Genomic DNA, 24,267 nt, shown 5'->3' on the forward strand with positions numbered 1-24,267 from the left:
CATTTGAGTAATCTCAAGCGATACTACTCTCGCCATCTTCAGGCTGAACGAACGCTGAAAGTGGGTTGTTACCTCACCCTGAACAACCTTGCTGAGAACTCACAACCCGAAACGCTGTGGTAGTGGCCAATTGCTCAGCGCGAGGGCTACTATGGCGCGTTGTTGCCATCGCTTCACGTCAAAGACTTCCAGGGAGGGTCGCTATGTGGGTTGATAACGAGACGGAAGTAGACTTCCTTAATTTCTCTGGGGTTGCTGACACAGTTGCCGAGATCGTCTATCAGGCGAACGGCCGTCCAATTTCCATCGGCGTGTCCGGTGCTTGGGGAGCGGGCAAGTCGTCGATGATCAAGCTGATCCAGGCGTCCCTTAAAGACCCGCCCGAGCGCAATGAGAAGCAGGCTAAGGACTTCGTGTTCGTCGAGTTCAATGCGTGGCTATACCAGGGCTACGACGACGCCCGAGCCGCCCTAATGGATGTGATCGCATCACGCCTAGAGGCTGAGGCCCAGAAGCGAGCAAAGGGGCTGCAAAAAGCAGCTGAGTTGGTATCACGTGTCGATTGGTTGCGTGCTGCGAAGCTCGCCAGCAGCACGGCCATTTCGTTTGCGACTGGTGCACCGACACCTGGGCTGCTGGGCGAGATCATCGGGCTGGTTGATCGACTTCGATCCGGAACGGTTGATCAGGACACGATTGAAACACTGCACGACACTGCTGAGCAGGCCAAGCAGGAGGCTGAGAAACTCTTTCATAGCGCGCCTCCCAAGAAGTCTCCACCGAAAGAGATTCAAGCGCTCAGGGATAATTTTGAGGCTATCTTGGATGATCTGGGTGTTACGCTGGTCGTGCTGATCGACGACTTGGATCGCTGTCTACCCGAAACGACGATTTCTACACTGGAAGCCATCCGACTCTTCCTGTTCCTGCGCAACACGGCATTCGTGATTGCCGCTGACAACGAGATGATCAAGCACGCCGTTCGCAAGCACTTCAGCGGTGTGCCTGACGATGTCCTCGTCACCAGCTACTTCGACAAGCTGATTCAGGTGCCGATTAGGGTTCCTCCTCTGGGCACCCAGGAAGTCAGGGCCTACATGATGATGCTGTTCTTGGAGAACAGCACGCTCCCCAAGGACGTGCTCGAAGAAATCCGTATCAAAGTACGCAGGCAGCTTCGGACAACTTGGCAGGGTAGTCGGGTAGATCGCGCCTTTATGCAAGGCTTGTACAACGACTACCCAACAGAGCTGATCGGCAAGTTTGACACTGCTGAGCGCCTGGCCGCTGTCATGACGTCGGCTTCTGGTATCCAGGGTAACCCCCGACTCATCAAGCGTTTCCTGAACGCCCTAGCTATCCGGATGAGCATCTCTCGCGCCCAAGGTGTCGGTGTCGACGAGGCTGTGCTGGTTAAGCTGATGCTGTTCGAGCGAAGCGGCAATCCCAAGGCTTACGAGGAACTGATGAAAGCCGTGGCTACCGATAAAAATGGCAAGCCAGCCATGCTCGGCGAGTGGGAAGCGGATATCAAAAAAGGCAAGAATCTGTCACTGCTGCAGCCCTGGGATCAGCTTTTCGTGAAAGAGTGGCTAGCTCTGCCTCCTGCATTGGCGGACAAAGACCTGCGTGGAGCGATTTACGTCAGTCGTGAGCATGCGCCGATCATTACGGACGAAGATCGGCTTTCGTCGGAAGCAGCGGAGTTGCTGACCGCGCTACTCGAAACGCCGGGAATGGCCATGCATCTCAAAAGCCGGTTGGCGCTCATCGCACCGGTCGAGATCAACGTGCTGATGGATCGCCTCCTGGATAAGGCGGGCGGTGAACAAGAGTGGGGCGTCCCAGACATTCTTGAAGCTTTGCTGGTTGTTGGACGGCTTGATGCCCAGCAGGGGCATCGACTGGCTGCATTTCTGAAGGAGCGTCCGCCTGCCCAAATCCAAGCGGGTATTGTGCCGAAGCTAACCGATGAAACATGGGCAAAGTCGGTGTACGAATTCTGGCTGACGGCTGACGTCAGCGGGCCGGTGAAGGCTGCAATAAGGAAATTCGATGGGAACCTCACAAAATAACGATGGGCCTGGAAAAGGCCTGCCGTTTGTACCACCGTGGACACCTCCGCTGCCGCCGTTACCTTCTAAGCCGCCAGAGCCTCCGGAGGATGACCCTCATGACGATGGGCCACCTGAACCGGATAAGGACGAGCCTAAAGACGGCGATGACGTTGTCGATGATCCCAGACCAATGCCGCAGGCACCTCCACCCCTAGCGCCGCCAGGGCGATTCGGTGGTGCCCGACGTGGCCTTGGCGACTACGCGAGCAATGGTGATCGCGGTAGCTTGCGCAAGAGCCTTCGGGAGTATGTGCGTCATGGGTACGGCGGCGCCAAAACCACCACTGCTCGCTTTGGCGGCACTGCGTCGATCGCGGGTGTGTTTGGCAACACGCTGGAAGCTGTCGCTGGTAGTAATAATCAAACCGGCCCAGCCGTGCTTGATCCTGCCCTGTGGCAGGGCAAATCTGCTTCTGAGGTCATGGATGCGCTGGTTGAAGCGGTGCGTCCAGTGGACGGTACCCAAGATGCAGAGGCCGAGCGTGCTTCCATTCGAGGCTCGCTTTCTGATGTTCTAGTGCGTTATCCAGATGCCGATCTACTCAATCTGTCGGTTGAGCAGCGGGAGTTTGCCATCGAGCGTTTTACTGCGATGGACGTGTTCCATCGGTTTGAGCTCGACCTAGGCAAAACTATCCAGGAAAAGGCCAAGTCGGCGTCCATTGCAGTGCGTCGCTTGAAGGAGATCAAGGATTACATCAGAGAGTGCGTCTCCGCATCGTTCCGCAAGATCGCTGCATCGAGTGCGCGTTTGACCACGGGTCGAATATCCCAGATGGTCACGCAAGCGTTGCAAGACACCTTTGAAGTGTTTGAGGGGTACGTAGAATGAAATTCGTGTGCGGCCCAGTTGGCTTCAGTGTGCCGGGCGCCGAAGATGCCATTCAGGTGGTGATCTACGGCAAGGCAGAGAAAGGGCAGGTAAGCGTAGGTGGTTATGCTCGAGAGCTTCTGGAGAAAGCCCACCTGGAGATCAATCCCCAAGCTTGGGATTTCCTAAGCATTGCGCTTGCGGTAGTGGCGGCAGACTTCACTGCTATTCGGGCAAAGAGCGCTGATGCTTGGACGCGCGTGATCAATCTCGAGATCGCCGTTCAGGATACGGTTTTCTGGAATAGCCAGGCGCGAGCACTTGAAGGGGCTTTGCGTTTCCTCACCACGGATCGTTGGACGCTTTCTTTCCATGCGGGCGGTTTTGGCCCTCCTGCTCAGCTGCAGGCCTTGCACCCAAGCGAAGATTCAGTGGTGCTGCTGTCGGGCGGGCTAGACAGCTTGATTGGTGCCATCGACTTGGTGGAGCAGGGCGTGAAGCCTTACGCGGTTAGCCAGATTGTGAGAGGCGATGGAGAGAAGCAGGCCACCTTCGCGAAGAGCCTGGGTTTGAACCGGATTGGCCTCAATCACGTTACCAAGTCCCCTGGCCAACAAGAGCCTTCGCAGCGTGCGCGCTCAATCATTTTCTTGGCATTTGGACTTGCGGTGGCGACCTCGCTTGATCGTTACCATCGGGGTGAGACAGTCCCACTCTACATCTGTGAGAACGGCTTCATTGCCATTAACCCTCCCTTAACGATGTCGAGGTTGGGGAGCCTGAGCACAAGAACAGCACATCCTGAGTACCTTGGACGGCTCCAACAGATCTTTGATGCTGCCAGCATCAATGTGCAAATCCGAAACCCTTATGCCCTAATGACCAAGGGTGAAATGCTCGCCGCATGCCGAAACCAAGAGCTGCTCAAAGAGCATGCTGTGGCCTCAACCAGTTGCGGGCGTTTCCAACGTTTCGGCTACAAGCACTGTGGGCGGTGTGTGCCTTGCCAGGTGCGTCGTGCTTCCTTCAAACGCTGGGCTGCGATAGGCGACGACACCCGGTATGTTTACGACAACCTAAGTCAGGATGATCTGCAGCACGGGAAGTTTGAGGACGTGCGATCTGTTGGCATGGCGTTAGCCAATGTTGCCCAAGAGGGATTTGAGCACTGGCTGGGACATTGTCTCTTTTCGCCCTTTATCCAGGATCGAGCTGGCTACAATGCGATGCTTGCTAGAGGATTGAACGAGCTTGGCCACCTGCACCGGGCCTACCAAATCACCTAGCTGATTCATCGCAACGCCTCGTAAAGCTCAGTGCGAGTCGATGCTGTGCTTCAAGTGCGGCATCGACATAGGTAACCTCACGGGTTGACCTTTACAAGGCCGTGAAGGCTGATGTGCGCTGGTAAGTCAGCTAGGGAGTACCTTTTTACGACATTAATGAGAGCTGTGGAGAAGTGCATGTTGGATGCTGGGTTTTTCGATCCGCGTATGCCGTGGTGCTTTGAGCAGGTCGCGCAGGATTACAGCCAGAAGCTCGCCGCGCTTGGTAAATGGCTTTTTGTGGGGAGTGGCGCGTTGTTTTTTGTTCCGCTAACCCAGTGGATGGCACTTGGATTGGCCGGTGCTCTGCTTGTGACTGCTGTCATCCTGGGGCGTGCTTACAATGAGCATGTCGATGAATTCATCAAGCACACTTCGGTTGCAAATCTCGTCAAGATCTTCGCTCCAACGTGGCGATACATGCTCATTACGAGCCTTCTTCTCGGGGTTGGCTTAGGACTGAATGAGTGGAGTTTCTTCGCCGAGCATAAGCAAATCATTATTGGTTTGTTTGTTTCGGGCGGGATTCTGGATGTGGCAAAAGGCTTCTTCAGCAACTGAAGAATGGCGGGTAGCGGGCCGGTTTGGCCAGTAATCTGCCACGCAGAGCCGCTACCAGACGAACCTTTGTATACTGCCCCGCATGTCGCAGGAGTACACATGAGTTCATTGCCGATCAATGCCGCGTTGCCGGCTCTTCTTGAAGCCCTCCACAAACGAGATGAAGTGGTGCTCCAAGCACCGCCAGGTGCCGGTAAGACGACGCTCGTCCCGCTCGCTTTGCTCAACGAGCCTTGGCTGCGAGGGCAGACGATTATCATGCTCGAGCCACGACGGCTTGCAGCGCGCGCAGCTGCGGAGCGAATGGCCAGTGAGCTTGGTGAGAAGGTCGGTGAGACCGTTGGGTATCGCATTCGCCTGGATAGTAAGGTCGGGCCGAAGACGCGAATTGAGGTGGTGACAGAGGGGATCCTGGCGCGCCGTCTGCAGAGCGATCCTTCTCTCGACGGTGTCGGCTTGGTGATCTTCGATGAATTCCACCTCCGAAATTTGGATGCGGATCTAGCCCTAGCTCTGACTCTCAATGGCCGCGAACTCTTCCGCGATGATGCACCACTGAAGGTGCTGCTGATGTCGGCAACACTTGAAGGGGAGAGGCTATCGCGCTTGCTTGATGATGCTCCAATCGTGACCAGCGAGGGCCGGATGTTTCCGGTTAAGACGATCTGGAGCAAGCCCCAACAGCCGGGTGAGTACATCGAGCCGCGAGTCATCAGTGCGTGCTTGGATGCGCTCGCTGAACAGACCGGCAGCGTGCTGGTCTTCCTTCCAGGCCAAGCGGAGATTCGTCGAGTCGTGACGGGCTTGGAAGAGGCTCTGAGCAACTCTCCATCCCTTCAGCCTGACGTACTTCTTTGCCCTCTTCACGGCGAGCTCGACCTGAATCAGCAGCGGGCTGCGATTGATCCTGCCCCATCAGGAAAGCGGAAGGTAGTACTGGCAACGAACATCGCTGAGACGAGTATTACCATCGACGGTGTGCGTGTCGTTATCGATGCAGGACTTGAGCGGGTTCCTCGCTTCGACCCTCGCAGCAGTATGACCCGCTTGGACACTCAACGCATATCCAAAGCAAGTGCAACTCAGCGCGCTGGTCGAGCAGGCCGAATCGAGCCAGGTGTGTGCTATCGACTCTGGTCTGAAGCCCAGCATGATCAGATTCCCGCTTTCAGTTCACCTGAAATTCAGCAGGCAGATCTCACAGGCTTAGCTCTCCAATTGACGAAGTGGGGCGTGCAGCCGGGTGACCTGAAGTGGCTTGATGCTCCGCCCGCAGCTGCTTACTCCCAAGCGAGCGATTTGCTTCGGCGCCTTGGCGCGTTGCAACCAGATGGGCAACTGACAAAGCACGGGCAAGCTATGGCAGAGCTGCCGAGTCATCCACGGATTGCTCATCTCCTATTGCGAGGTCACGAGCTGGGTCTGACTGAGACGGCGTGTAACATTGCAGCGTTGCTCGGCGAGCGCGATATTCAGCGTGGTGGTGGAGCAGACCTTCACAGCCGTTTGGCCATCATGTCCGGTGAGCAGAGAGCACAGCGCGGGGAGCAAGGGGGGGGCCAACGCGCGAAGCAACTCGCTAGGCAATATCGGTCATTCTTGCGCGGCCAAGCATCGCAGCCAGTCGCTGATTCAAACCACCCTCAATGGGTGGGCTGCCTGCTGGCCTTGGCCTATCCCGATCGGGTAGCGCAACAGCGCCGCGCTGGCGGGGCTGAGTATCGTTTGGCGAATGGTCGTGCGGCGATGTTCACCGAGACCGATGTGCTGATGAAGCATTCGTGGCTGGTGATCGCTGACTTGGGTAGCCGACAGGGGCAGCGGGAAGAGCGAATCTACCTCGCGGCCGACTTGGACGAAGCATTGTTCGAGACTGTGCTGAAAGAACAGGTTACCCAGGTGGACGAGCTCTACTGGGATGAGCGGGAAGGTGCTTTGCGCGCTGAGCGACAAGTGAAAGTAGGGGAGTTGATTTTGTCCCGCTCACAACTGGCCAACCTGGGCGATGAGGCTCGTGTACAGGCGTTGCTTAACTTTGTTCGTCGTAAGGGTTTGGAGCTTTTGCCCTGGACGCCCGAGCTTCGCCAGTGGCAGGCGAGGGTGGAGTTGCTGCGCATATTGGATGAAGAGTCGGGTAACCGAAGTGAGTGGCCTGACCTACGTGATGAGGCATTGCTGCAGTCCCTGGAAGAGTGGTTGGGGCCATATGTCGGTAAAGTCACTCGCCTCAGTCATTTTGGCCAGCTCGACTTATCGTCCGTCCTGCGCAACCTTCTGCTCTGGCCTCTTCCGCAGCAGCTTGATTCCCAGGCGCCCCAGACGGTTTCGGTACCGTCTGGATCGAATATTCGAATCGACTACAGTGAGCGACCTCCGGTTCTTGCAGTGCGACTCCAGGAGCTGTTCGGGCAATTGGATACGCCACGCATTGCGAATGGACGACAGGTGCTCAAGCTGCATCTTCTGTCACCGGCACGCCGTCCGGTACAGGTTACTCAGGACTTGGCGAACTTCTGGGCGTCGACCTACATCGAGGTGAAGAAGGATTTAAAGGGTAGGTACCCAAAGCATTTTTGGCCTGATGACCCTTTGATCGCGGAAGCTACCGCACGAGCTAAACCGAGAGGAACATAGCTAGGCTTCAGGCAATTTATAGGTATCGTATTATAACTCTGCGAAATGAGAGCTTGTTTACCGGTTGGCAGTTGATGGAGCGTGGCGCAGTCAAAGGTCATCCCCCGAAGGATCAGTCCTTCTGCCAATACCGCTGAACCGTCGATGTGGGCAGGCCTAGTTCACGGGCAGCTTCCGCTTGGGTCTTGCCCTGCTTTCTCAGGCTAATCACAGCACTGACGCTCTGGGCGTTCGCTCGAGTGCCACGACCGCGCTTTTTCAACGCGCCATCCTGCATTTGATCCTCCATGATATTGAGTCCCCCCGACTCTATGAAGCAAAGGAGTTCCTTTTGCGCCTTTTTCAACTCGGACTCGGGAGATTCTTTGTCACGGATCGCCAAGCACAACGCCATGAGCGTAAGAAGGTTGATACCGAGCGTCTCGGCCACTTTTACAAGGGTCGGTAGCGTAGCCTGGATTTTCCCTTGTTCCAGCAAGCTTAGGTTGCTCTGGCTGATAGTCCCTGCTAGGGCTTCATAACCTAATCCTTTCAGTTTCCGGATGGTGCGTAGGGTGATGGCTAGCTCTTCCTTCACGTTCAGTATCTCAAAAGGAAGAATAGAGCCACAGTCGTGTAGGCCCACCAAATATCATATGTTGTTATTGGTGAGCTGCTTCCTTATCATGTCCATTCAATGGGCGGCGCGCTGACCCGCAAATTGGGGATGCTTCAGCAGCTTCCCTATCTGGCTGCCAAATGTATTAGCAGCGTTTATCTAGAGGATCGCCTTGAGCTAAGCCGATCAAAGGTTTGGCAGGGCAAGGACTGGGTTTTTTGCCGTGTTTGTAACTTATAACAGTGAACTGCAGGGGCAATTTAAAGCGCCGGAGAGTGTTCGGATGCTCTGGAGATCAGTGGACATCAGTCGTTGTGAATACTCATTTCTGATCGAAGGCATGGGATGGGAGGATGGATGCATAGGCCCGGTTGCGCATCTCGTCACGGATGTGAGCACCATCCAAATGATGCGCGCAGCAGAGGTTGGTAATTTCCTGAGCGTGAGCAAAATCCATCTTATCCAGCCGCCTGCAAAGAATAATCAGGGCTCATACACCATGGAGCCTCTATCCGATATTCGGATTCAGGCCGGTACCGAAAGGAATCCGGTCTACGAGTTCGTAACGGATGTAGGCCGGATCTACACGAGCGCAAGGCAATGAAGTTCCATGATCAGGAGGACACATGGCTGTGACTCTGGATGATGTCACTTAATCTTTTTACGGCGCATCAGCGGTCGCACTAGGCTGGCATGGAACTGCGAGTGGGCTCGTTAGCTACTGCTGCTACATAAAGAGAAAAATGCTATGAAGCTGCAAATTTATTCAGATTTGCATAACGAATTCTCGCGATTCGAACCTCCTACCAGCGACGCGGACGTAGTGATTCTCGCCGGCGATATTGATATCAAATCGCGTGGAGTCTCATGGGCGAACGACACATTCCAGTGCCCTGTTATCTATGTGTGTGGCAATCACGAATATTACGGCGGCCACATAGGTCACACACTGCGAAAGATGAAAAACGCTGCATTGCCCCATGTGCATGTACTCGAAAACGAGATGCTCATTCTCGATGGCACACGCTTTTTGGTCACAACGGCCTGGACGGATTATTCGGCTACTGGTGATGTGGTTGCGGCAAAGCGCGTTGCTTGGGATTCGATGAACGATTTCTTGGTGATTCGAGCCGACTTGGATTACAGACGCCTGCGTCCAGATGACCTAGTCGCGAAATCAATGAGGGCTCACCGATGGTTAACCCAAGAGCTTAATAGACCTTTCGACGGCAAAACAGTGGTGGTCACACACCATGCACCAGTGTTGGATCGTCTGGGTGACGATCACCCCGGACATCTGGCTGCAGCCTATGCGAACGATTGGTCAGAGCTACTTAGTAAGGCTGATCTGTGGATACATGGACACACGCATTTTGCAGCAGACTTCCTTAAGAACGGGTGCCGAGTGTTTTCAAATCCGCGCGGATATCGGGGGCAAAGTACAGGCTTCGATCCTGAGTGCTTGGTAGAGGTTTGATGGTGAGTATTTCTCTGCAGTTCCATGCTTTAGGCTCGTAGTCGCTAGATCAAAACTAGCGGGTATGAGATTGCTCGAACGGTCGGTATTTAGAGCGAATTTGAGGGTTGTGAATGGTCACTTTAAATGAAATCTCGCAGCTGCTTTACGGCGTAGGGGAAGAGATGCCTGGCTGGCAGGGCACCCAGGACGAACTAATTGCATTGGCCGCAAACGCCTTCCCTGGCAAAGCCTTCTGTGTTGTGGAGCAGTGGATCCTGATCGACCTCACTGTGACACCTGCGGAGAAGGAAAAACTCACCGGGCTTGGTCTATTGCCCGCGACCCTGTTCGCCCATGAGGTCGTGCTCGATAGCCGTAATCGATTTCAACCCACCATGTGGGTACGCAGTAATTTCGGCGTGTCTTCCAACGCTTACATGTTTGAAACCAAAAATACTGTCTATCTCCTGCTTGGGCCTGGACTGAGAAAAGAGGCTGGCATTGGTGCCGCTTTTTCAATGAAGGTAGGGTGAGCGATGCTGGCCGACGGTGTATTCATGGTCGTTTTGGAGCTTGAGTTGGATGCCTGAAGTAATTGAGCTGGAATTTCATAGTAAAGATGTCAGCGAATTTCAGCTGCACCGTTTGGTGCGAGCAAGCTTTCGCAAATACACGGTGCCTGTCACGGCATTCATCAGCGACGCTTTTATTGCAGATGACACATGCGTCGGGGTGTCCTTCGACCATTCGAAGCGTGACGATGCATACCACAGGGTGGATGGTTCCATTCTTCTCACAGGTAAAATTCAGTCAGCGAGAAAAGAGGGCCGGTTTTGGTTGCTCGAGACTCAAGATGGTAATTACGTCATCACTAGCTTCAGGCGAGACCTGGGCAGAGCTAGCTTTTTGAAGCTTCTCCAGTCCGCCGATAGATCCTAATCGGTAGTATGAAAGCCATCATTTGATAACCTGGTAGGGCCGTGTCATATGCCAGATGAACGATGGTCAGTCGTTAGGGCAATAGCCCATTTTGACGAGTTGCTCGACCAGGTGATCACGACTCGCAAACCAGTTTTCGTTGATGGAGAACGCAGGACTGCGGTGTTCATTTCAATGGAGGAGTGGCTGTCGATTCAGGACAAGCTCATTGCTCGAGCTCCCTCAAACCTCTGAACTTTCGCTTGCTAGGCCTCTTACGGTTTTAGTCTGCTGCGCTCCGAGTCCACCATGCGGAGCGCTTCAAGCGGCATCTGTCCTGTAACGCTCGCCTTAGCTCAGTAACCGAGCTCGTTCAGCAGCTGTTGCAAAAAACCACGGCGCCTACGAATCGCGCACAGGATTAGATAGTCGCGGTCGGTATCGGTTGTTGAAATATGCCCGGCGTCCACCAAGCCATGGATGTAGCCTTCAGCTTTTCCTCTCGCCTCCAGCAGGGCTTCGATGGAAGTGCTTTTGAAAATGTCGCCAGCAATGAGCTGCCACCGCTTCTTCTGGCGGTTCCCAACGGGGTCGTCGGAAAATTTCGGTGCGTTGATAAGTGTGTTGAAATCGGCAAGTGCGTCAGGTGTGTTCAAAGCGAATTCTCGGAACGGTGATAACTGAGTTGAGGCTATCATGCGCACACTAAGTCGCTTGTTGTGAGCTGGTTTTTGTAGGCGCTGGCGCGAAGGGACGACTTCAATGATGGTGCACGCTATCGGTGGCACCTTTGAACATTGCGGAGCGTACAGGCAGTGTTATTCAGCGATTACATTCTTAGCCCGGAGTTGGTATGGGATATCTCAGCCTAGAGGACATCTACCCGGATGACGTACACAAATATGGCCATATGCGGGTAGGAATGACCGATCTCTACGTTAAAGACAATCACGCCGCTTATGGTGTGGTGACGCGTGGCGAATGCCGCGAGCTGACCAGTAGGTTACTGCGTGACGAAACAGTGCAAATGATCATTAGCGCTAATCTCGCCGCATTGCCAGAGGACTACGATCCGTGGATTAGGCGGATCGAACGCAATCGCGCCTTACACGCTAGGTATGGGGACAAATTCGATCCATGGGGAGACGACAGACCTTCATGAGGGCTTCGGCGAAGCCCGTATAGCGGTTCGTTCCAAGGATTATGGGGGCGGCTACTGTTGGCTGGAACGTGCGCATATCCTTACGTAACGTCGTACCCTCCTGCATACATAATCCCATGTTTGGATGTTGCGCGTAGGCATCATGACAGGTGGGGTTTCGGGAAGTTTTGGTACAAATAATACGCGTATTTGCAGTGCTGCTATTTTCTAGAGTATGGGTGCCTTGGGGGAACACAGGTCGTGCCAAAATAAGCGCTTTTCAGTTGATGCCTCTCTCCAAAACCGAAATCTCTTCTTGACGAAGATTGACCCGCTGACGATCTTTTGAGTAGTTGCCGCATCCTTTCACCCGCATGGAGAGTCATATGAGCGCTGGTCATAGTCACGGTCAAGCTCGTGCAGGACACGAGAAAAAATTGTGGATCGCTTTGGTGTTAACGACAAGCTTCATGATCGCGGAGGTCATTGGGGCTTTTGTGACAGGCAGCTTGGCGTTGTTATCCGATGCGGCTCACATGCTAACCGATTCCACTGCCTTGGCTATTTCATTGATAGCTATTCAAATTGCCAAACGCGCTGCGGATAAAAAGCGGACATTCGGCTATGCACGATTTGAGATCCTCGCAGCTGCTTTTAACGCGATTTTGTTGTTCATGGTGGCGGTGTACATCTTGTATGAAGCTTATCAGCGGTTTAAAGCCCCGACAGAAATCCAATCGACAGGGATGCTGATCGTCGCAGTGATCGGACTAGTTGTGAACCTTGTTTCAATGCGGTTGCTAATGTCTGCCAGTGCCGAAAGTCTTAACGTAAAAGGCGCGTACCTAGAAGTATGGAGCGACATGTTGGGCTCCATGGGCGTAATAGGGGCGGCATTGATCATTCGTTTTACCGGATTCACTTGGGTTGACTCGATCGTTGCCGCAGCTATCGGCCTGTGGGTGCTTCCCAGAACCTGGGTTTTGCTCAAAGAAAGCATGAACATCCTGTTGCAAGGGGTTCCGGATGGCATCGATATCGCTGAAGTGGAAGCGTGCATCAGGGCGGTTGAAGGCGTTGAGGATATCCATGACCTGCATATCTGGGCCCTGACCAGCGGCAAGAATGTCATGAGTGCTCACCTTGTAATCTTGCGTAGCTCCCGATCTGAGCAAGATATATTGGCTGAGGTGACTCGGCTGATGAGCGAGGTATTCCATATCAGCCATACGACTCTTCAACTGGAAAACTTGCAGTTTCATGCAGCGCTTGAAGAAAACGAAGGCATGCAGCACTAGAGCGGGATCTTGCAAACATCTCATGTCGGAGTAGGGGTTGCTGCGATTTACTCAGAACTCAGCGGACATTAAAAAACCTGACCACAGGCGCATGTCCAGTGGTGCAGGGAGGGTTGCACAGGTTTGTTGCGGGAATTTACCCTTGAACCTTTCTAGCCTGTTGCCAAGTGGTCTGTCCGTCGAGGTTTGGGAAGCTCAGCCTGAAAACGGTCATGCTGCCAGGCATGCTTTGAACATCCGCAGTTCCCTGGTGGAGGTTCATGATCGATCGAACAATAGCTAAGCCAAGACCAGTGCCACCTTCAGCACGCGAGCGACTTGTATCAATCCGATAAAAGCGGTCAAACAAGTGCAACAGATGCTGAGGTTCGATTCCTGCTCCAGGGTTGCCTACAAGTAGCGATACCTGTTCGGCATAGTTTTCAATAACAATTGAAATAGATTGTCCCGCAGGGCAATGGCGAATTGCGTTGGACAATAGATTGGATATTGCTCGCTGTATCATTAACCTGTCGCCAATCGTCTTGCCAGTTCCGGTAACATTCAGGGTGATACGTTTCTCTTCCGCAGACAGTGAAAACAGATCGACCACCTTAAATGCTTCATCTTCTAAGGTGATTGTTTCGAACGGGACAAGTGCCGCGGGATGGCTGACCTGAGCTAAGAAGAGCATATCCGAGACAATTCGCGTGACACGCCCCAACTCCTCGGTGCATGACTCCAGCACAGCTTTGTATTCTTCTGCCGGACGCTCCCGAGAAAGGGTAACCTGGGCCTTGCCCATCAAATTGGTGATCGGGGATCGTAATTCATGGGCTAAGTCATCTGAAAATTGCGACAACTGCTGAATACCGCTGTCGAGCCGGTGCAGCATGAAGTTGATGCCATGAGCCAACTCACTAAGCTCCTGAGGCATTTTAACAACAGAAAGTCGATGGTTGAGATCTTGAGCCGAGATCATGGCGGCGACCTTCCGGAACTCTCTCAGTGGAGAAAGTCCTTGTTGTACTACGGCCCAAGCACTTGCTCCGATGAGTATTAGTAAAAGCGGTAGTGCAATAATCGTCGACCTAAGGTACGCGCTGAGCAGCGCTTCATCGTTCGCACAATCCATCGACAGCAATACGGGAACGCTTACACCGTTCTTTAATGGGATGAGCTTGGATGCGGTAAGGAAGTGTCGACCTTCACCATCTGAATTGGTGGAATAGGAAACCTTGTCAACGGCAGCAGTCGCAGCTTTCAACTCAGTCCGCGGATCCGACAATCCAGGCCCAAATTTCAGTAAGGGCGTCCTGAGGTTTTTCAGATCATAGATGGTCAGATTCAGATTGTCATGTCCCATGACTTGATCCAGTAACGAATGCGGTTTTGAATTTACGTCGGCCGTGTCATCGTATAGCGAGAGGCTATGTTCAACCTGCTCCATCTTATTGATCAGGCTGTTTTTTGCCAACTTATCCAGCTCATGCGTCAGCGCAAAAAAGGCCAAGACAGCCAAAAAAACTACCAACAACGCCCCCAAGATACTTACTGTCAAACCTAGTCGCATTGACAGGCTGACCGGCTTCATACTCGCGCCTCTAATACGTAACCAACACCGCGAAGGGTGTGGATCAACTTGTTATCGAAGGGGTCATCTATTTTGGCCCTCAGCCTACGGATTGAAACCTCGACAACGTTAGTGTCGCAATCAAAATTCATATCCCAGACCAGTGAAATGATTTGGGTGCGAGAAAGCACTTCTCCAGTCTGGCGCATCAGCAAGTGCAACAGCGCAAACTCCTTGGTTGTTAGATCTATGCGCTGCTCACCGCGAAAAGCACGATGACGTCCTTGGTCTAGTTCCAGGTCGGCTACTTTTAGTACCTGCGGGACAGGTATGTGCTCACTGCGTCGCATCAGGGTTCGTACCCGTGCAAGTAACTCAGGAAACTCAAACGGTTTAACCAGATAATCATCGGCACCCAAATCTAGTCCGCGTATCTTGTCCGCTAGGCGCCCTCGGGCCGTCAACATCATGACCCGGGCATTACTGCTTTGTCGTAGACGTTCAAGAACACCCCAGCCATCAAGTTCGGGAAGATTAACGTCAAGTATCACCAAATCATAAACATGTTGGCGCGCCAGATGTAGTCCATCCGCGCCATTTATCGCACGATCAACAATGTAGCCACTTTCAGTCAGTCCCTGATGTAAGTATTCGGCAGTTTTGAGCTCGTCCTCAACTACAAGGATTCGCATAACATTTCACCTTCTTAATGACTAGAGTTAAAGGGGTTCAGAAAAGTAATAAACGTATACTGTGGTTTTCTGATTGGTATTGTCTTTTTATAAGATTCTCAATCTTCATATGGTTTGAATAACTTACGAGATGACAGCCTTCACTCTAAAGCCTGTAGCTGCTTTAGGGTCAAGCCAAAGCTGCGGTTTTGAGGCGCCAAAGCTAGGGTTGCGACAATCTGTCGCGGGAAATAATCCATAGGCTATATATCCATAGAGAGCTCATATGAATACCCCAATTCGACAAGTGCGCTTCGGCAGATAATTGCTGAATTTTTGTTTCATCATATTTCCGCCTTAAGTTTTTCTTTTTTAACACCTCCTATATTAGAGCAAAACCTACAGCAGTAGAGCTGGATAACATATTTGTAATTCTTCAGTCACCTTGTTGATAGATGAAGAACTCTACAGTTATCACGTTGAGAAAATTCGCTTTAAAGGAAGTATAAAATTGCGTTGGCTTAGAAAGTTAGTTACCCCCTTGCGTACCATAAAATCCTTGTTGGTAATAGGCCTAAGTTGCACGTTTGCACTATCAGGCACGGCTTTTTCCGCTGGTTCGGTTTCACAGGCGCTGACAATGGATCAAGTGCTTCAAATGGCGTTTGCCAACAACCCTGACCTAGCGGCAGCACAGTGGGAAATTGGTATCACTCAGGGAGATCGGCAGCAGGCGAGCTTGATTCCCAATCCTGAGTTGTCTTGGGAGGCTGAGGATACCCGGCGTAATTCGCGCACTACGACGGTGATGATCAATCAGCCGATCGAGCTTGGTGGTAAGCGAGGCGCTAGGATCGAAGTGGCAAGTCGAGCGCAAGATGCAGCCGAGATTGAATTGGAGCGCAAGCGTAATGTTCTACGTGCCGATGTCATTCAGGCGTTTTACAACACATCTACGGCTCAGCAAAGGTTGCTGTTATCACGTCAATCACTTGAGCTCGCACAGCGTGGCTTGAATGTAGCTCAAGGTCGCATCAGTAGTGGCAAGTCATCGCCTGTTGAAGGTACGCGAGCAGAAGTCCAGTTGTCGGAGGTACGCCTAGAGCTGAAACGGGCAGAGCGAGAGGAGGCAAATGCCTATCAACAACTCGCTCGAGTCATTGGTGTGCCTTTGCCGGCGTTTGCGTCTGTAAGTGATTCAAGTCAGCCAATGCCAACTGTACCGGAACCTTCGCTGCTCCTTAATCGCATCGGTCAGACTGCGGAGTTACGGTTGGCAAAGCTGCAAATTGACCAGCGTGAAGCCTCACTTGGCTTGGAGAAAGCCCAGCGCATTCCTGACCTAACCGTAAGTTTAGGTAGCCAATACGATGAACGGGAGCGTGAGCGCGTGAATGTCGTAGGGCTGTCGATGCCCATCCCATTATTCAATCGTAATCAGGGCAATGTGTTGGCAGCCGCCCGCCGAACTGATCAGGCCCGCGACCTTCGCAATGCCAGCGAGTTACGCCTGCGCACAGAAATTCAGACCACTCTAGCTCAGTGGAAGACAGCGAACACTGAAATCACGTCGTTCAATCAAACCATCCTGCCTGCCGCGCAAAGTGCTGTAGATACCGCTACCCGTGGTTTCGAAATGGGGAAATTCAACTTCCTAGATGTGCTAGATGCCCAGCGCACCTTAATCAGCGCGCGCGGCCAGTACATCCAGGCCATTGCCGAGGCGACAGACGCCTGGGTGCGTATCGAGCGAATTTTCGGTGATGTCGACAAGCTCACTCATACCCCTTGAATTTCATATAACACTTTTTTAACCGCTACTCAGCATCGCAGTGCCACGGTAATCCGTGACTGCCCACTGAGCTGCGTAGGGAGTCCCATGGATAAAAAACAAATCCTTGTCACCGCACTGACCCTCACGGTGGGCATATGTGTTGGTTCGCTCTGGATGGGTAGCACGTCAACAGCGTCCACCGGCGTACAGACGCAAGAAGAGCAGGGCCACGATGCTGATCACAGCAACGAGGGTGCGGCCAAGGAGTCAGTTGATGGCGGGCATGAAGAAGGGGAAGCAGAAGAAGGTCACCTGACTCTGAGCGACGATCAGATCAGATCTGCCGGCATTCAGTTAATCGAAGCTAAGGAACAGAGCATCAGCCTCTCATTGCCGTTTCCTGGAGAAGTCCGTTTCGATGAAGACCGTACTGCGCATGTGGTACCCCGGGTTCCTGGTGTCGTCGAGTCGGTACATGTCAATCTTGGCCAAACAGTGAAAAAAGGTCAGCTACTAGCCGTGATTGCCAGTCAACAAATTTCTGATCAGCGCAGTGAGCAAGCCGCAGCGCAACGTCGTCTAGAGTTGGCGCGCACTACCTACGAGCGTGAACGCCAGTTATGGCAGGACAAAATCTCTGCCGAACAGGATTTCCTTCAAGCCCGTCAGGCTCTGCAAGAGGCCGAAATCGCTGTCAGTAATGCCCGACAAAAAATCAGCGTACTTAGTGGCAGCTCGGTGATCAGTGGTGGCAACCGGTATGAGCTGCGTGCACCGTTCGATGGCGTTGTGGTCGAAAAGCACTTGGGCCTTGGTGAGGTTGTCAGTGAAACCAGCAATGCTTTTACGCTCTCGGACTTGTCGCATGTTTGGGTGACTTTTGGCGTTTCCCCTAAGGATTTGAGCAAAGTCCTGGTGGGCAAGTCTGTCACGGTTAGTGCCGCTGAGTTGAATGCGGAAGTTACGGGTGCCGTGGCCTACGTTGGGAGTTTACTGGGTGAGCAGACTCGTACCGCCACTGTCCGTGTGTCCATAGCGAATCCGCAAGGGGCTTGGCGTCCCGGGCTGTTCGTAACCGTACTGGTTGATACCGATACCCGGCTGGCGAAAGTCGCAGTACCAGAAGCAGCAATCCAGACGGTCGAGGATAGGCCAACAGTTTTCGTTCGAACTGATGACGGGTTTAAGGCGCAAGCAGTAGTAATAGGTAGTCGTGCAGCAGGTCTGGCTGAGATCACAGAGGGCCTGGAGCCCGGAGCTCAAGTCGCTGCTGCCGGCAGCTTCATTCTGAAATCAGAACTGGGTAAAGCCTCGGCTGAACACGCCCACTGATCCGCCACTTCCACGAGAAGGTTCTCATGTTCGAACGCCTAATCCAATTTGCCATCGAGCAACGCATAATCGTCCTGCTCGCGGTTCTCCTCATGGCCGGACTCGGCATTGCTAGCTACCAGAAGCTGCCGATCGACGCCGTGCCCGACATCACCAACGTCCAGGTGCAAATCAATACTGGTGCCGCAGGTTTCTCGCCACTGGAGACTGAGCAGCGCATCACTTTCCCTATTGAAACCGCCATGGCAGGTCTGCCGGCACTTGAGCAGACGCGTTCACTCTCACGCTCGGGGCTTTCACAAGTTACGGTGATTTTCAAGGAAGGCACCGACCTATTCTTCGCCCGGCAATTGGTCAATGAACGATTGCAGATGGCAAAGGAACAATTGCCCGAAGGCGTGGAAGCTGTCATGGGGCCGATTTCTACCGGTTTGGGTGAGATTTTTCTGTGGACTGTCGAGGCCCAAGAAGACGCCGTAAAAGAGGATGGTAGTCCCTATACGCCGACCGACCTGAGGGTAATCCAAGATTGGATTATTAAACCTCAGCTGCGCAACGTTCCTGGGGTCGCCGAAATTAACACCATTGGCGGATTCGCCAAGGAATACCAGATTGCTCCGGATCCAAAACGCTTGGCCGCTTACAAGCTGACCCTGACAGACATTGTGACCGCGCTGGAAAGCAACAATGCTAACGTAGGAGCCGGCTACATTGAGCGCAGTGGCGAACAACTACTGATTCGTGCCCCTGGCCAAGTGGCGACCACCGACGACATCGCCAATATCGTGATCGCCAACGTCGATGGCACCCCTATACGTATTAAAAATGTGGCGACCGTGGATATTGGGCGTGAAATGCGTACCGGTGCGGCGACCGAAAACGGTCGTGAAGTGGTACTCGGCACGGTGTTCATGCTGATAGGCGAGAACAGCCGTACCGTCTCTCAGGCCGTTGCAGTCAAGCTAGAGCAAATCAACCGTTCACTGCCTAAAGGGGTGGTTGCGATCACTGTTTACGACCGTACTAACTTGGTAGACAAGGCTATTGCCACGGTCAAGAAGAATCTGATTGAAGGTGCAATCCTAGTAATCGCGATTTTGTTCCTATTCCTAGGCAATATTCGCGCAGCACTGATCACTGCCATGGTCATTCCTCTAGCCATGCTCTTTACCTTCACAGGTATGTTCACCAACAAAGTCAGCGCCAACCTGATGAGCCTGGGGGCTCTGGACTTCGGTATTATCGTCGACGGTGCAGTGGTTATTGTCGAAAATGCTATACGGCGCCTCGCCAATGCGCAGCACCATCACGGGCGCCTCCTCACTCGCTCCGAGCGCTTTCACGAAGTGTTTGCAGCAGCCAAAGAAGCCCGTCGACCACTGATTTTCGGGCAGTTGATCATCATGGTCGTTTATCTACCTATTTTTGCCCTGACCGGTGTCGAAGGGAAAATGTTCCACCCCATGGCGTTCACCGTCGTGATCGCCTTGCTAGGCGCTATGCTGCTGTCCGTAACCTTTGTTCCTGCGGCAATTGCCATGTTCGTGACGGGCAAAGTCAAGGAAGAAGAGAACGTGATAATGCGAGGAGCGCGACGGGCTTATGCCCCCGCGCTGGATTGGGTCATGAGTCATCGATCGCTGGCATTTGCCATGGCATTAGGTGTCATCGCTGCGAGTGGCGTGGTCGCCAGTCGAATGGGCAGTGAGTTTGTACCTAGTCTCAGCGAAGGCGATTTTGCACTGCAAGCATTACGAGTACCCGGTACAAGTCTGACGCAATCGGTGGAAATGCAGCAGCGCCTGGAAAAGCTTGTGCTGGAAAAAGTGCCTGAAGTCGAACGGATGTTTGCTCGAACCGGTACTGCAGAGATTGCTTCCGATCCAATGCCGCCGAACATCTCTGATAGTTATGTGATGCTCAAGCCGAAGGATCAATGGCCTGATCCAAGCAAGTCCCGGGAGACGTTGACAGAAGAGATCCAGAAAGCAGCGGCTGCTATGCCCGGTAGCAACTATGAGCTTTCCCAGCCTATCCAACTACGTTTCAACGAGTTGATTTCAGGCGTGCGAAGTGATGTGGCGGTCAAGGTCTTCGGTGATGACATGGCAGTGCTTAACAGTACCGCTGCGAAAATTGCCGCGTCAATGCAGGGGGTCGATGGCGCCTCCGAGGTTAAAGTCGAACAGACAACGGGGCTACCTGTACTGACCATAAACATAGACCGCGACAAAGCCGCACGTTACGGTCTGAACGTTGGAGACGTTCAAGACACCATTGCGGTGGCTGTCGGTGGCCGCCAGGCCGGGACGATGTATGAGGGAGATCGCCGCTTCGACATAGTGGTGCGTTTATCCGACGCCATGCGTAAGGACGTTGAGGGGTTGTCCACACTGCTGATTCCAGTCCCGGCGCTGCTCAATGGCAATGCCGATCAGATCGGTTTTATTGCCCTTTCAGAAGTGGCGACCCTCGATCTTGTACTTGGCCCGAATCAGATCAGTCGTGAGAACGGTAAGCGTCTGGTCATTGTCAGCGCGAATGTACGTGGACGGGATATCGGATCATTCGTTAAGGAGGCTAGCATCGCCATTGATCAACAGGTAGAGATTCCGGCCGGTTATTGGGCTACCTGGGGTGGGCAGTTTGAACAACTTCAATCAGCTGCCAAACGCTTGCAGATAGTTGTCCCTGTGGCTCTGCTCTTGGTATTCACCCTGCTGTTCATGATGTTTAACAATCTCAAAGACGGCATGCTGGTATTCACCGGGATTCCATTCGCATTGACGGGTGGTGTTATGGCTTTGTGGCTACGTGATATCCCGCTGTCGATCTCGGCGGGTGTTGGTTTCATTGCATTGTCGGGTGTGGCAGTGCTGAACGGTCTGGTGATGATTGCTTTTATCCGCAACCTTCGAGAAGAGGGACATTCGTTGAGTTCTGCGATCAATGAAGGAGCGCTGACGCGGTTGCGCCCAGTATTAATGACAGCTTTGGTGGCATCCCTTGGCTTTATCCCCATGGCTCTAGCTACTGGAACAGGCGCGGAAGTCCAGCGGCCCCTAGCTACCGTTGTGATCGGCGGAATACTGTCCTCAACTGTGTTGACCCTACTGATACTTCCTGCGTTATATCACTGGGCACACCGTAAAGATGAAGAGGCAGACAGCGAAAAACAAGAAATAGTATAGCAGTTTGTTTTTAAAGCCCGCTGCTGATCCTCATTAGCGGGCTATTTATATCAATGATGACGGATATGTAATCTTAGTGCCACCGTATTGATAGCTTCGTATTGATACTCTAATACCAGTATTTAATATGAGGTGTCGAAATGAAAATCGCACAAATTTACGCTCTTGTAGGAGCATTGATTCTTTCTTCCACTGCATTGGCTGAGGGTGGTGGAGACCGGACTATTGCTAGAGCTACTCAAGCTACCGAGCAGGCTATGGAGAAGTTTTTAGCCAAAGAGCTGAAAAAAACTCCTCCGAAAATGTCAGGCGGTGATAAGGGCCCGATTAGTAAGTAAATGTAGTGGTGCTACACATAAGCCCCGCCCCGATTCCGGTTGCGGGGTTTTTATTGACATGTGAGGTGCAAAAAGTGAAGACTATTAATTATGTTATTTTTATTGTGGTCGCTGCGATCTCTTCAAACGTATTTGCTAAAGATAGTGACAAGGTTTTTGAAAAAAGAATGAGTGCCAACTCCGTAGCTATGGAGCAGTATGCGATTAGGCATGGAAAAAAAATTCCCGTAGCTAAGCAATATAAATACGGAATGAAATTAGATGTTGTGAATGTAGTTAGCATGGTGCGACCAGCGGAAGGGTGCGGGGTGATGCCCGCAGCTATGACATACGAAGACTCTGAAGGAGTACTGAATACAGTCAGATACACAGTGGCAGGAAAATGCCGTAAAGGTGGTTAGCCTCTACGCTCTTGGCATAGGGGGTCATATTTTTGAAGTGCGTCATAAGACATAAAATGTGGGGGGTGTTTACTGCAGGCATAAAAAAGACGCCCCGAAGGGCGTCTTAAAATACATCGTATTTAGATGAGTAATCTAAAAGTGGATGCGGAGCTTCAACTTGACAGCAGTGAGTTCCAGGTTTTTGCAAGGGTGTTAATTACCTGTAGCAGTCTAGCCAGATGCGCTAGCAGATTGCTATCTATGAACTCCAGTTTACTATAGGTGACTTAAGCTAACAGGAAGATGATTGAAAAATTACATTTTTGAAATTTTCCAGCTAAAACGGAATGTTCGTCTAGGACGATTCATCCTGCGCAGATCTTAAAGAATAGCTAATGGATACTCAATAATCACACGAACCTCATCCAGATCCGACTCAAATGTGGTTGCGCGAGTATTAGCTTGCCGTAGGCGGAAAGACATATCTTTCAAGGTACCTGTCTGAACGACATATTTTACTTCGATGTCACGCTCCCAACGTTTCTGGTCAGTAAGTGGGTTTCCATCCGCATCGCGTCTCATGTACGTCGTATTGGCGTTAGAGTAATCAGCATCAGTGCCACGACCGTAACGCGTCATAAACGACAAGCCAGGCACACCATACGATGTCATGTCGAGGTCGTAGCGAACCATCCAAGAGCGTTCTTTAGGTGAGTTAAAATCACTGTACTGAATTGAGTTATCAAGAAAGATTGAGTCCGACTGACGCAGGTAATCGAAGTCGTTATTTCCATTATTTCGCTGATGGGATAGTGCAAGTGTGTGCGCACCATACTTCACGCCTACTTTACCGCTCCATATGTTATTGTCGAAATCGCCAAGTAATTTTTTTCCTTCATCGACAGCCTTATAATAGTTAAGGCCTCCGAATACGGAAAGCTCATTTGATAATGAGTAGTTTACTCCGGTGCCAGCATAGTATTGATTCCATACGTCCTTGAGGCGACTGGAGTAAAGACTAAGGGTGACGTTTTTGTTTAAGTTATAATCACCACCAAAGTAGCCTGCCCAAGGCGAGTTAACAGGCCCGGCATAGAAGGTCGCAAAGTTGTCGCGCATGTTGCTCGAAACTGGCTGGCTCATGGCATGTAGGCGACCGCCCTGAACGGTCAAGCCTTCAATGCTAGTATTGGTTGCTGTGACGCCAGTGAAACTTTCCGGTAGTAGTCTTGAGTCGCCAGCAGCCACAACTGGGGTGGATGGGAATACGTCACCGACTTTTACTACGGTGTCAAAGGCGCGAATTTTTGCCGCACCTCCCACTTTTGTGTATTCGTCCCTTGCCTCTCCGTTGCTATTGACTGGAAGGACATCAAATGAACTACGGCCGCCATTACGGCCGCCACCCGTGTCGAGTTTTATTCCAATCATAGCAAACGCATCCACTCCGACACCGATTGTGCCCTGGGTAAATCCAGACTCGAATTTAGTAATAATCGCGTTTGCCCATGCTTCTGAATATCCATTGCCTGTAGGGCTTGACTCTCCGTTACGATGTTCGCGATTGAAGTAGTAGTTGCGGTTAAGGACGGTAAGGCTACTATCCTCTATAAAACCGCCATTTTTTTCTTCCGCAATCACCATTGACGGCACAGAGCTGACAACCATTGCCATAGCGGCTATCGAAAACTTTGTATTGTTAATCATTAATCACTCCTTCGGTTCGGCAGAACTAGAAAGCACTTCGGCTGGAATTGTTGTTTGAAGGAAGCTGGTCGCGCTTCCTATGTCATCGCCGAGTTGTATCGTTGCAATCTGTAGATAACAGGGGCATGATTGAGAAATTACAATTTTGTAATATTCGGCGGCTTTCTTGGAGTGTTGACGCGCGTGCCGTGCGATCAGCCGTTTGCGGCTCTGAGTTTTTACAATGCTAGTTGCTACACCGTGCTCACTTAGCGACCAGAAATCTTTAATTCGCACGTGAGAGGTGCGGATGCGCGGTGCTCGACCAGCTATAAGAGCATGGATAAAATTAGTTTAGACTCCCAGCCTTGGAGTCAGCACTAATTAAGGAATCAAGGAAGGGCGGTCTCAAGGAACAAGTGCAACAGTCAGTTAATTTTTCTGAGCATGCTAATCACGAAACTGGGCATTCCCGCCT

21 protein-coding genes are annotated in these 24,267 nt (G+C 52.2%); 16 read left to right on the forward strand and 5 right to left on the reverse strand.

Going from position 1 to position 24,267, the window contains the following annotated elements:
* Positions 1–203: 203 nt before the first annotated feature.
* The 5 genes from CJU81_RS22770 (at position 204) to hrpB (ending at position 7,448) form a co-directional block, all read left to right on the forward strand.
* A complete protein-coding gene (locus CJU81_RS22770; RefSeq protein ID WP_095038354.1) occupies positions 204–2,075 on the forward strand; it encodes a KAP family P-loop NTPase fold protein in 1,872 nt (623 codons plus the stop codon).
* The gene (qatB, locus tag CJU81_RS22775; RefSeq protein WP_029611211.1) at positions 2,056–2,949 is read left to right on the forward strand and encodes a Qat anti-phage system associated protein QatB; all 894 of its coding nucleotides are present in this window, start codon (positions 2,056–2,058) and stop codon (positions 2,947–2,949) included. The genes CJU81_RS22770 and qatB overlap by 20 nt, the downstream gene beginning before the upstream one ends.
* Entirely contained in the window at positions 2,946–4,214 is a 1,269-nt protein-coding gene (gene qatC, locus CJU81_RS22780; RefSeq protein ID WP_016779301.1) for a Qat anti-phage system QueC-like protein QatC, read from the forward strand. The genes qatB and qatC overlap by 4 nt, the downstream gene beginning before the upstream one ends.
* A gap of 177 nt (positions 4,215–4,391) precedes the next feature.
* A complete protein-coding gene (locus tag CJU81_RS22785; protein ID WP_029611212.1) occupies positions 4,392–4,814 on the forward strand; it encodes a hypothetical protein in 423 nt (140 codons plus the stop codon).
* Between the two features lie 99 nt (positions 4,815–4,913).
* The gene (gene hrpB / locus CJU81_RS22790; RefSeq protein ID WP_016779303.1) at positions 4,914–7,448 is read left to right on the forward strand and encodes an ATP-dependent helicase HrpB; all 2,535 of its coding nucleotides are present in this window, start codon (positions 4,914–4,916) and stop codon (positions 7,446–7,448) included.
* Positions 7,449–7,560: 112 nt separating this feature from the next.
* On the opposite strand, the gene CJU81_RS22795 is transcribed toward hrpB, so the two are convergent.
* A complete protein-coding gene (locus CJU81_RS22795; RefSeq protein WP_228795880.1) occupies positions 7,561–8,025 on the reverse strand; it encodes a helix-turn-helix domain-containing protein in 465 nt (154 codons plus the stop codon).
* 244 nt (positions 8,026–8,269) lie between these two features.
* On the opposite strand from CJU81_RS22795, the gene CJU81_RS22800 reads away from it, so the two are divergent.
* The 4 genes from CJU81_RS22800 to CJU81_RS22815 all read left to right on the forward strand — a co-directional run bounded on the left by CJU81_RS22800 (position 8,270) and on the right by CJU81_RS22815 (position 10,444).
* Positions 8,270–8,650: a hypothetical protein gene (locus CJU81_RS22800; protein WP_169870192.1), complete on the forward strand. Its 381-nt coding sequence runs from the start codon at positions 8,270–8,272 to the stop codon at positions 8,648–8,650.
* A gap of 144 nt (positions 8,651–8,794) precedes the next feature.
* Positions 8,795–9,523 carry a metallophosphoesterase family protein gene (locus CJU81_RS22805; protein WP_016779305.1) on the forward strand — a complete coding sequence of 243 codons (729 nt, stop codon included), beginning with the start codon at positions 8,795–8,797 and terminating at the stop codon, positions 9,521–9,523.
* A 113-nt stretch (positions 9,524–9,636) separates the two neighbouring features.
* Entirely contained in the window at positions 9,637–10,038 is a 402-nt protein-coding gene (locus tag CJU81_RS22810) for a DUF6957 family protein (protein ID WP_003444076.1), read from the forward strand.
* Positions 10,039–10,087: 49 nt separating this feature from the next.
* Positions 10,088–10,444, forward strand: coding sequence for a hypothetical protein (locus CJU81_RS22815; RefSeq protein WP_003444074.1), 357 nt, complete (start codon positions 10,088–10,090; stop codon positions 10,442–10,444).
* A 335-nt stretch (positions 10,445–10,779) separates the two neighbouring features.
* Here the strand turns inward: CJU81_RS22815 and CJU81_RS22825 are convergent, their stop codons facing one another.
* A complete protein-coding gene (locus tag CJU81_RS22825; protein WP_050901279.1) occupies positions 10,780–11,079 on the reverse strand; it encodes a hypothetical protein in 300 nt (99 codons plus the stop codon).
* Positions 11,080–11,779: 700 nt separating this feature from the next.
* On the opposite strand from CJU81_RS22825, the gene CJU81_RS24310 reads away from it, so the two are divergent.
* Both CJU81_RS24310 and CJU81_RS22840 read left to right on the forward strand, forming a co-directional pair.
* A complete protein-coding gene (locus CJU81_RS24310; protein WP_228795940.1) occupies positions 11,780–11,884 on the forward strand; it encodes a hypothetical protein in 105 nt (34 codons plus the stop codon).
* 66 nt (positions 11,885–11,950) lie between these two features.
* Complete coding sequence (locus CJU81_RS22840) at positions 11,951–12,862, forward strand: cation diffusion facilitator family transporter (protein ID WP_016779308.1); 912 nt, start codon at positions 11,951–11,953, stop codon at positions 12,860–12,862.
* Between the two features lie 136 nt (positions 12,863–12,998).
* Here CJU81_RS22840 and CJU81_RS22845 read toward each other — a convergent pair whose 3' ends face one another.
* Positions 12,999–14,435 (reverse strand): heavy metal sensor histidine kinase, encoded by a 1,437-nt coding sequence (locus CJU81_RS22845; protein WP_095018414.1) that lies wholly within the window; start codon positions 14,433–14,435, stop codon positions 12,999–13,001.
* Positions 14,432–15,106 carry a heavy metal response regulator transcription factor gene (locus CJU81_RS22850; protein ID WP_003444058.1) on the reverse strand — a complete coding sequence of 225 codons (675 nt, stop codon included), beginning with the start codon at positions 15,104–15,106 and terminating at the stop codon, positions 14,432–14,434. Before CJU81_RS22850 ends, CJU81_RS22845 begins: the two co-directional genes overlap by 4 nt.
* Before the next feature lie 547 nt (positions 15,107–15,653).
* Between CJU81_RS22850 and CJU81_RS22855 the strand changes: the two genes are divergently transcribed.
* The 5 genes from CJU81_RS22855 (at position 15,654) to CJU81_RS22875 (ending at position 22,121) form a co-directional block, all read left to right on the forward strand.
* Positions 15,654–16,877 carry a TolC family protein gene (locus CJU81_RS22855; RefSeq protein WP_228795938.1) on the forward strand — a complete coding sequence of 408 codons (1,224 nt, stop codon included), beginning with the start codon at positions 15,654–15,656 and terminating at the stop codon, positions 16,875–16,877.
* Between the two features lie 87 nt (positions 16,878–16,964).
* A complete protein-coding gene (locus CJU81_RS22860; RefSeq protein WP_003444054.1) occupies positions 16,965–18,191 on the forward strand; it encodes an efflux RND transporter periplasmic adaptor subunit in 1,227 nt (408 codons plus the stop codon).
* A 26-nt stretch (positions 18,192–18,217) separates the two neighbouring features.
* A complete protein-coding gene (locus CJU81_RS22865; RefSeq protein ID WP_016779310.1) occupies positions 18,218–21,382 on the forward strand; it encodes a CusA/CzcA family heavy metal efflux RND transporter in 3,165 nt (1,054 codons plus the stop codon).
* A gap of 140 nt (positions 21,383–21,522) precedes the next feature.
* Positions 21,523–21,720 (forward strand): co-regulatory protein PtrA N-terminal domain-containing protein, encoded by a 198-nt coding sequence (locus CJU81_RS22870; protein ID WP_016779311.1) that lies wholly within the window; start codon positions 21,523–21,525, stop codon positions 21,718–21,720.
* A gap of 74 nt (positions 21,721–21,794) precedes the next feature.
* Positions 21,795–22,121, forward strand: a complete 327-nt coding sequence (locus tag CJU81_RS22875) for a DUF2790 domain-containing protein (RefSeq protein ID WP_081481051.1) — start codon at positions 21,795–21,797, stop codon at positions 22,119–22,121.
* A gap of 363 nt (positions 22,122–22,484) precedes the next feature.
* On the opposite strand, the gene CJU81_RS22880 is transcribed toward CJU81_RS22875, so the two are convergent.
* Positions 22,485–23,810 carry an OprD family porin gene (locus tag CJU81_RS22880; RefSeq protein ID WP_016779312.1) on the reverse strand — a complete coding sequence of 442 codons (1,326 nt, stop codon included), beginning with the start codon at positions 23,808–23,810 and terminating at the stop codon, positions 22,485–22,487.
* Positions 23,811–24,267: the final 457 nt, after the last annotated feature.

This window comes from Pseudomonas fragi (assembly GCF_002269505.1).
Lineage (GTDB): Bacteria > Pseudomonadota > Gammaproteobacteria > Pseudomonadales > Pseudomonadaceae > Aquipseudomonas > Aquipseudomonas fragi_D.

Bases quoted from the DNA above. Each gene is read 5' to 3' on its own strand.
- CJU81_RS22770 (WP_095038354.1), top strand. From the start codon at position 204: ATGTGGGTTGATAACGAGACGGAAGTAGACTTCCTTAATTTCTCTGGG.
- qatB (WP_029611211.1), top strand. From the start codon at position 2,056: ATGGGAACCTCACAAAATAACGATGGGCCTGGAAAAGGCCTGCCGTTT.
- qatC (WP_016779301.1), top strand. From the start codon at position 2,946: ATGAAATTCGTGTGCGGCCCAGTTGGCTTCAGTGTGCCGGGCGCCGAA.
- CJU81_RS22785 (WP_029611212.1), top strand. From the start codon at position 4,392: ATGTTGGATGCTGGGTTTTTCGATCCGCGTATGCCGTGGTGCTTTGAG.
- hrpB (WP_016779303.1), top strand. From the start codon at position 4,914: ATGAGTTCATTGCCGATCAATGCCGCGTTGCCGGCTCTTCTTGAAGCC.
- CJU81_RS22805 (WP_016779305.1), top strand. From the start codon at position 8,795: ATGAAGCTGCAAATTTATTCAGATTTGCATAACGAATTCTCGCGATTC.
- CJU81_RS22810 (WP_003444076.1), top strand. From the start codon at position 9,637: ATGGTCACTTTAAATGAAATCTCGCAGCTGCTTTACGGCGTAGGGGAA.
- CJU81_RS22815 (WP_003444074.1), top strand. From the start codon at position 10,088: ATGCCTGAAGTAATTGAGCTGGAATTTCATAGTAAAGATGTCAGCGAA.
- CJU81_RS22840 (WP_016779308.1), top strand. From the start codon at position 11,951: ATGAGCGCTGGTCATAGTCACGGTCAAGCTCGTGCAGGACACGAGAAA.
- CJU81_RS22845 (WP_095018414.1), bottom strand. From the start codon at position 14,435: ATGAAGCCGGTCAGCCTGTCAATGCGACTAGGTTTGACAGTAAGTATC.
- CJU81_RS22850 (WP_003444058.1), bottom strand. From the start codon at position 15,106: ATGCGAATCCTTGTAGTTGAGGACGAGCTCAAAACTGCCGAATACTTA.
- CJU81_RS22860 (WP_003444054.1), top strand. From the start codon at position 16,965: ATGGATAAAAAACAAATCCTTGTCACCGCACTGACCCTCACGGTGGGC.
- CJU81_RS22865 (WP_016779310.1), top strand. From the start codon at position 18,218: ATGTTCGAACGCCTAATCCAATTTGCCATCGAGCAACGCATAATCGTC.
- CJU81_RS22870 (WP_016779311.1), top strand. From the start codon at position 21,523: ATGAAAATCGCACAAATTTACGCTCTTGTAGGAGCATTGATTCTTTCT.
- CJU81_RS22880 (WP_016779312.1), bottom strand. From the start codon at position 23,810: ATGATTAACAATACAAAGTTTTCGATAGCCGCTATGGCAATGGTTGTC.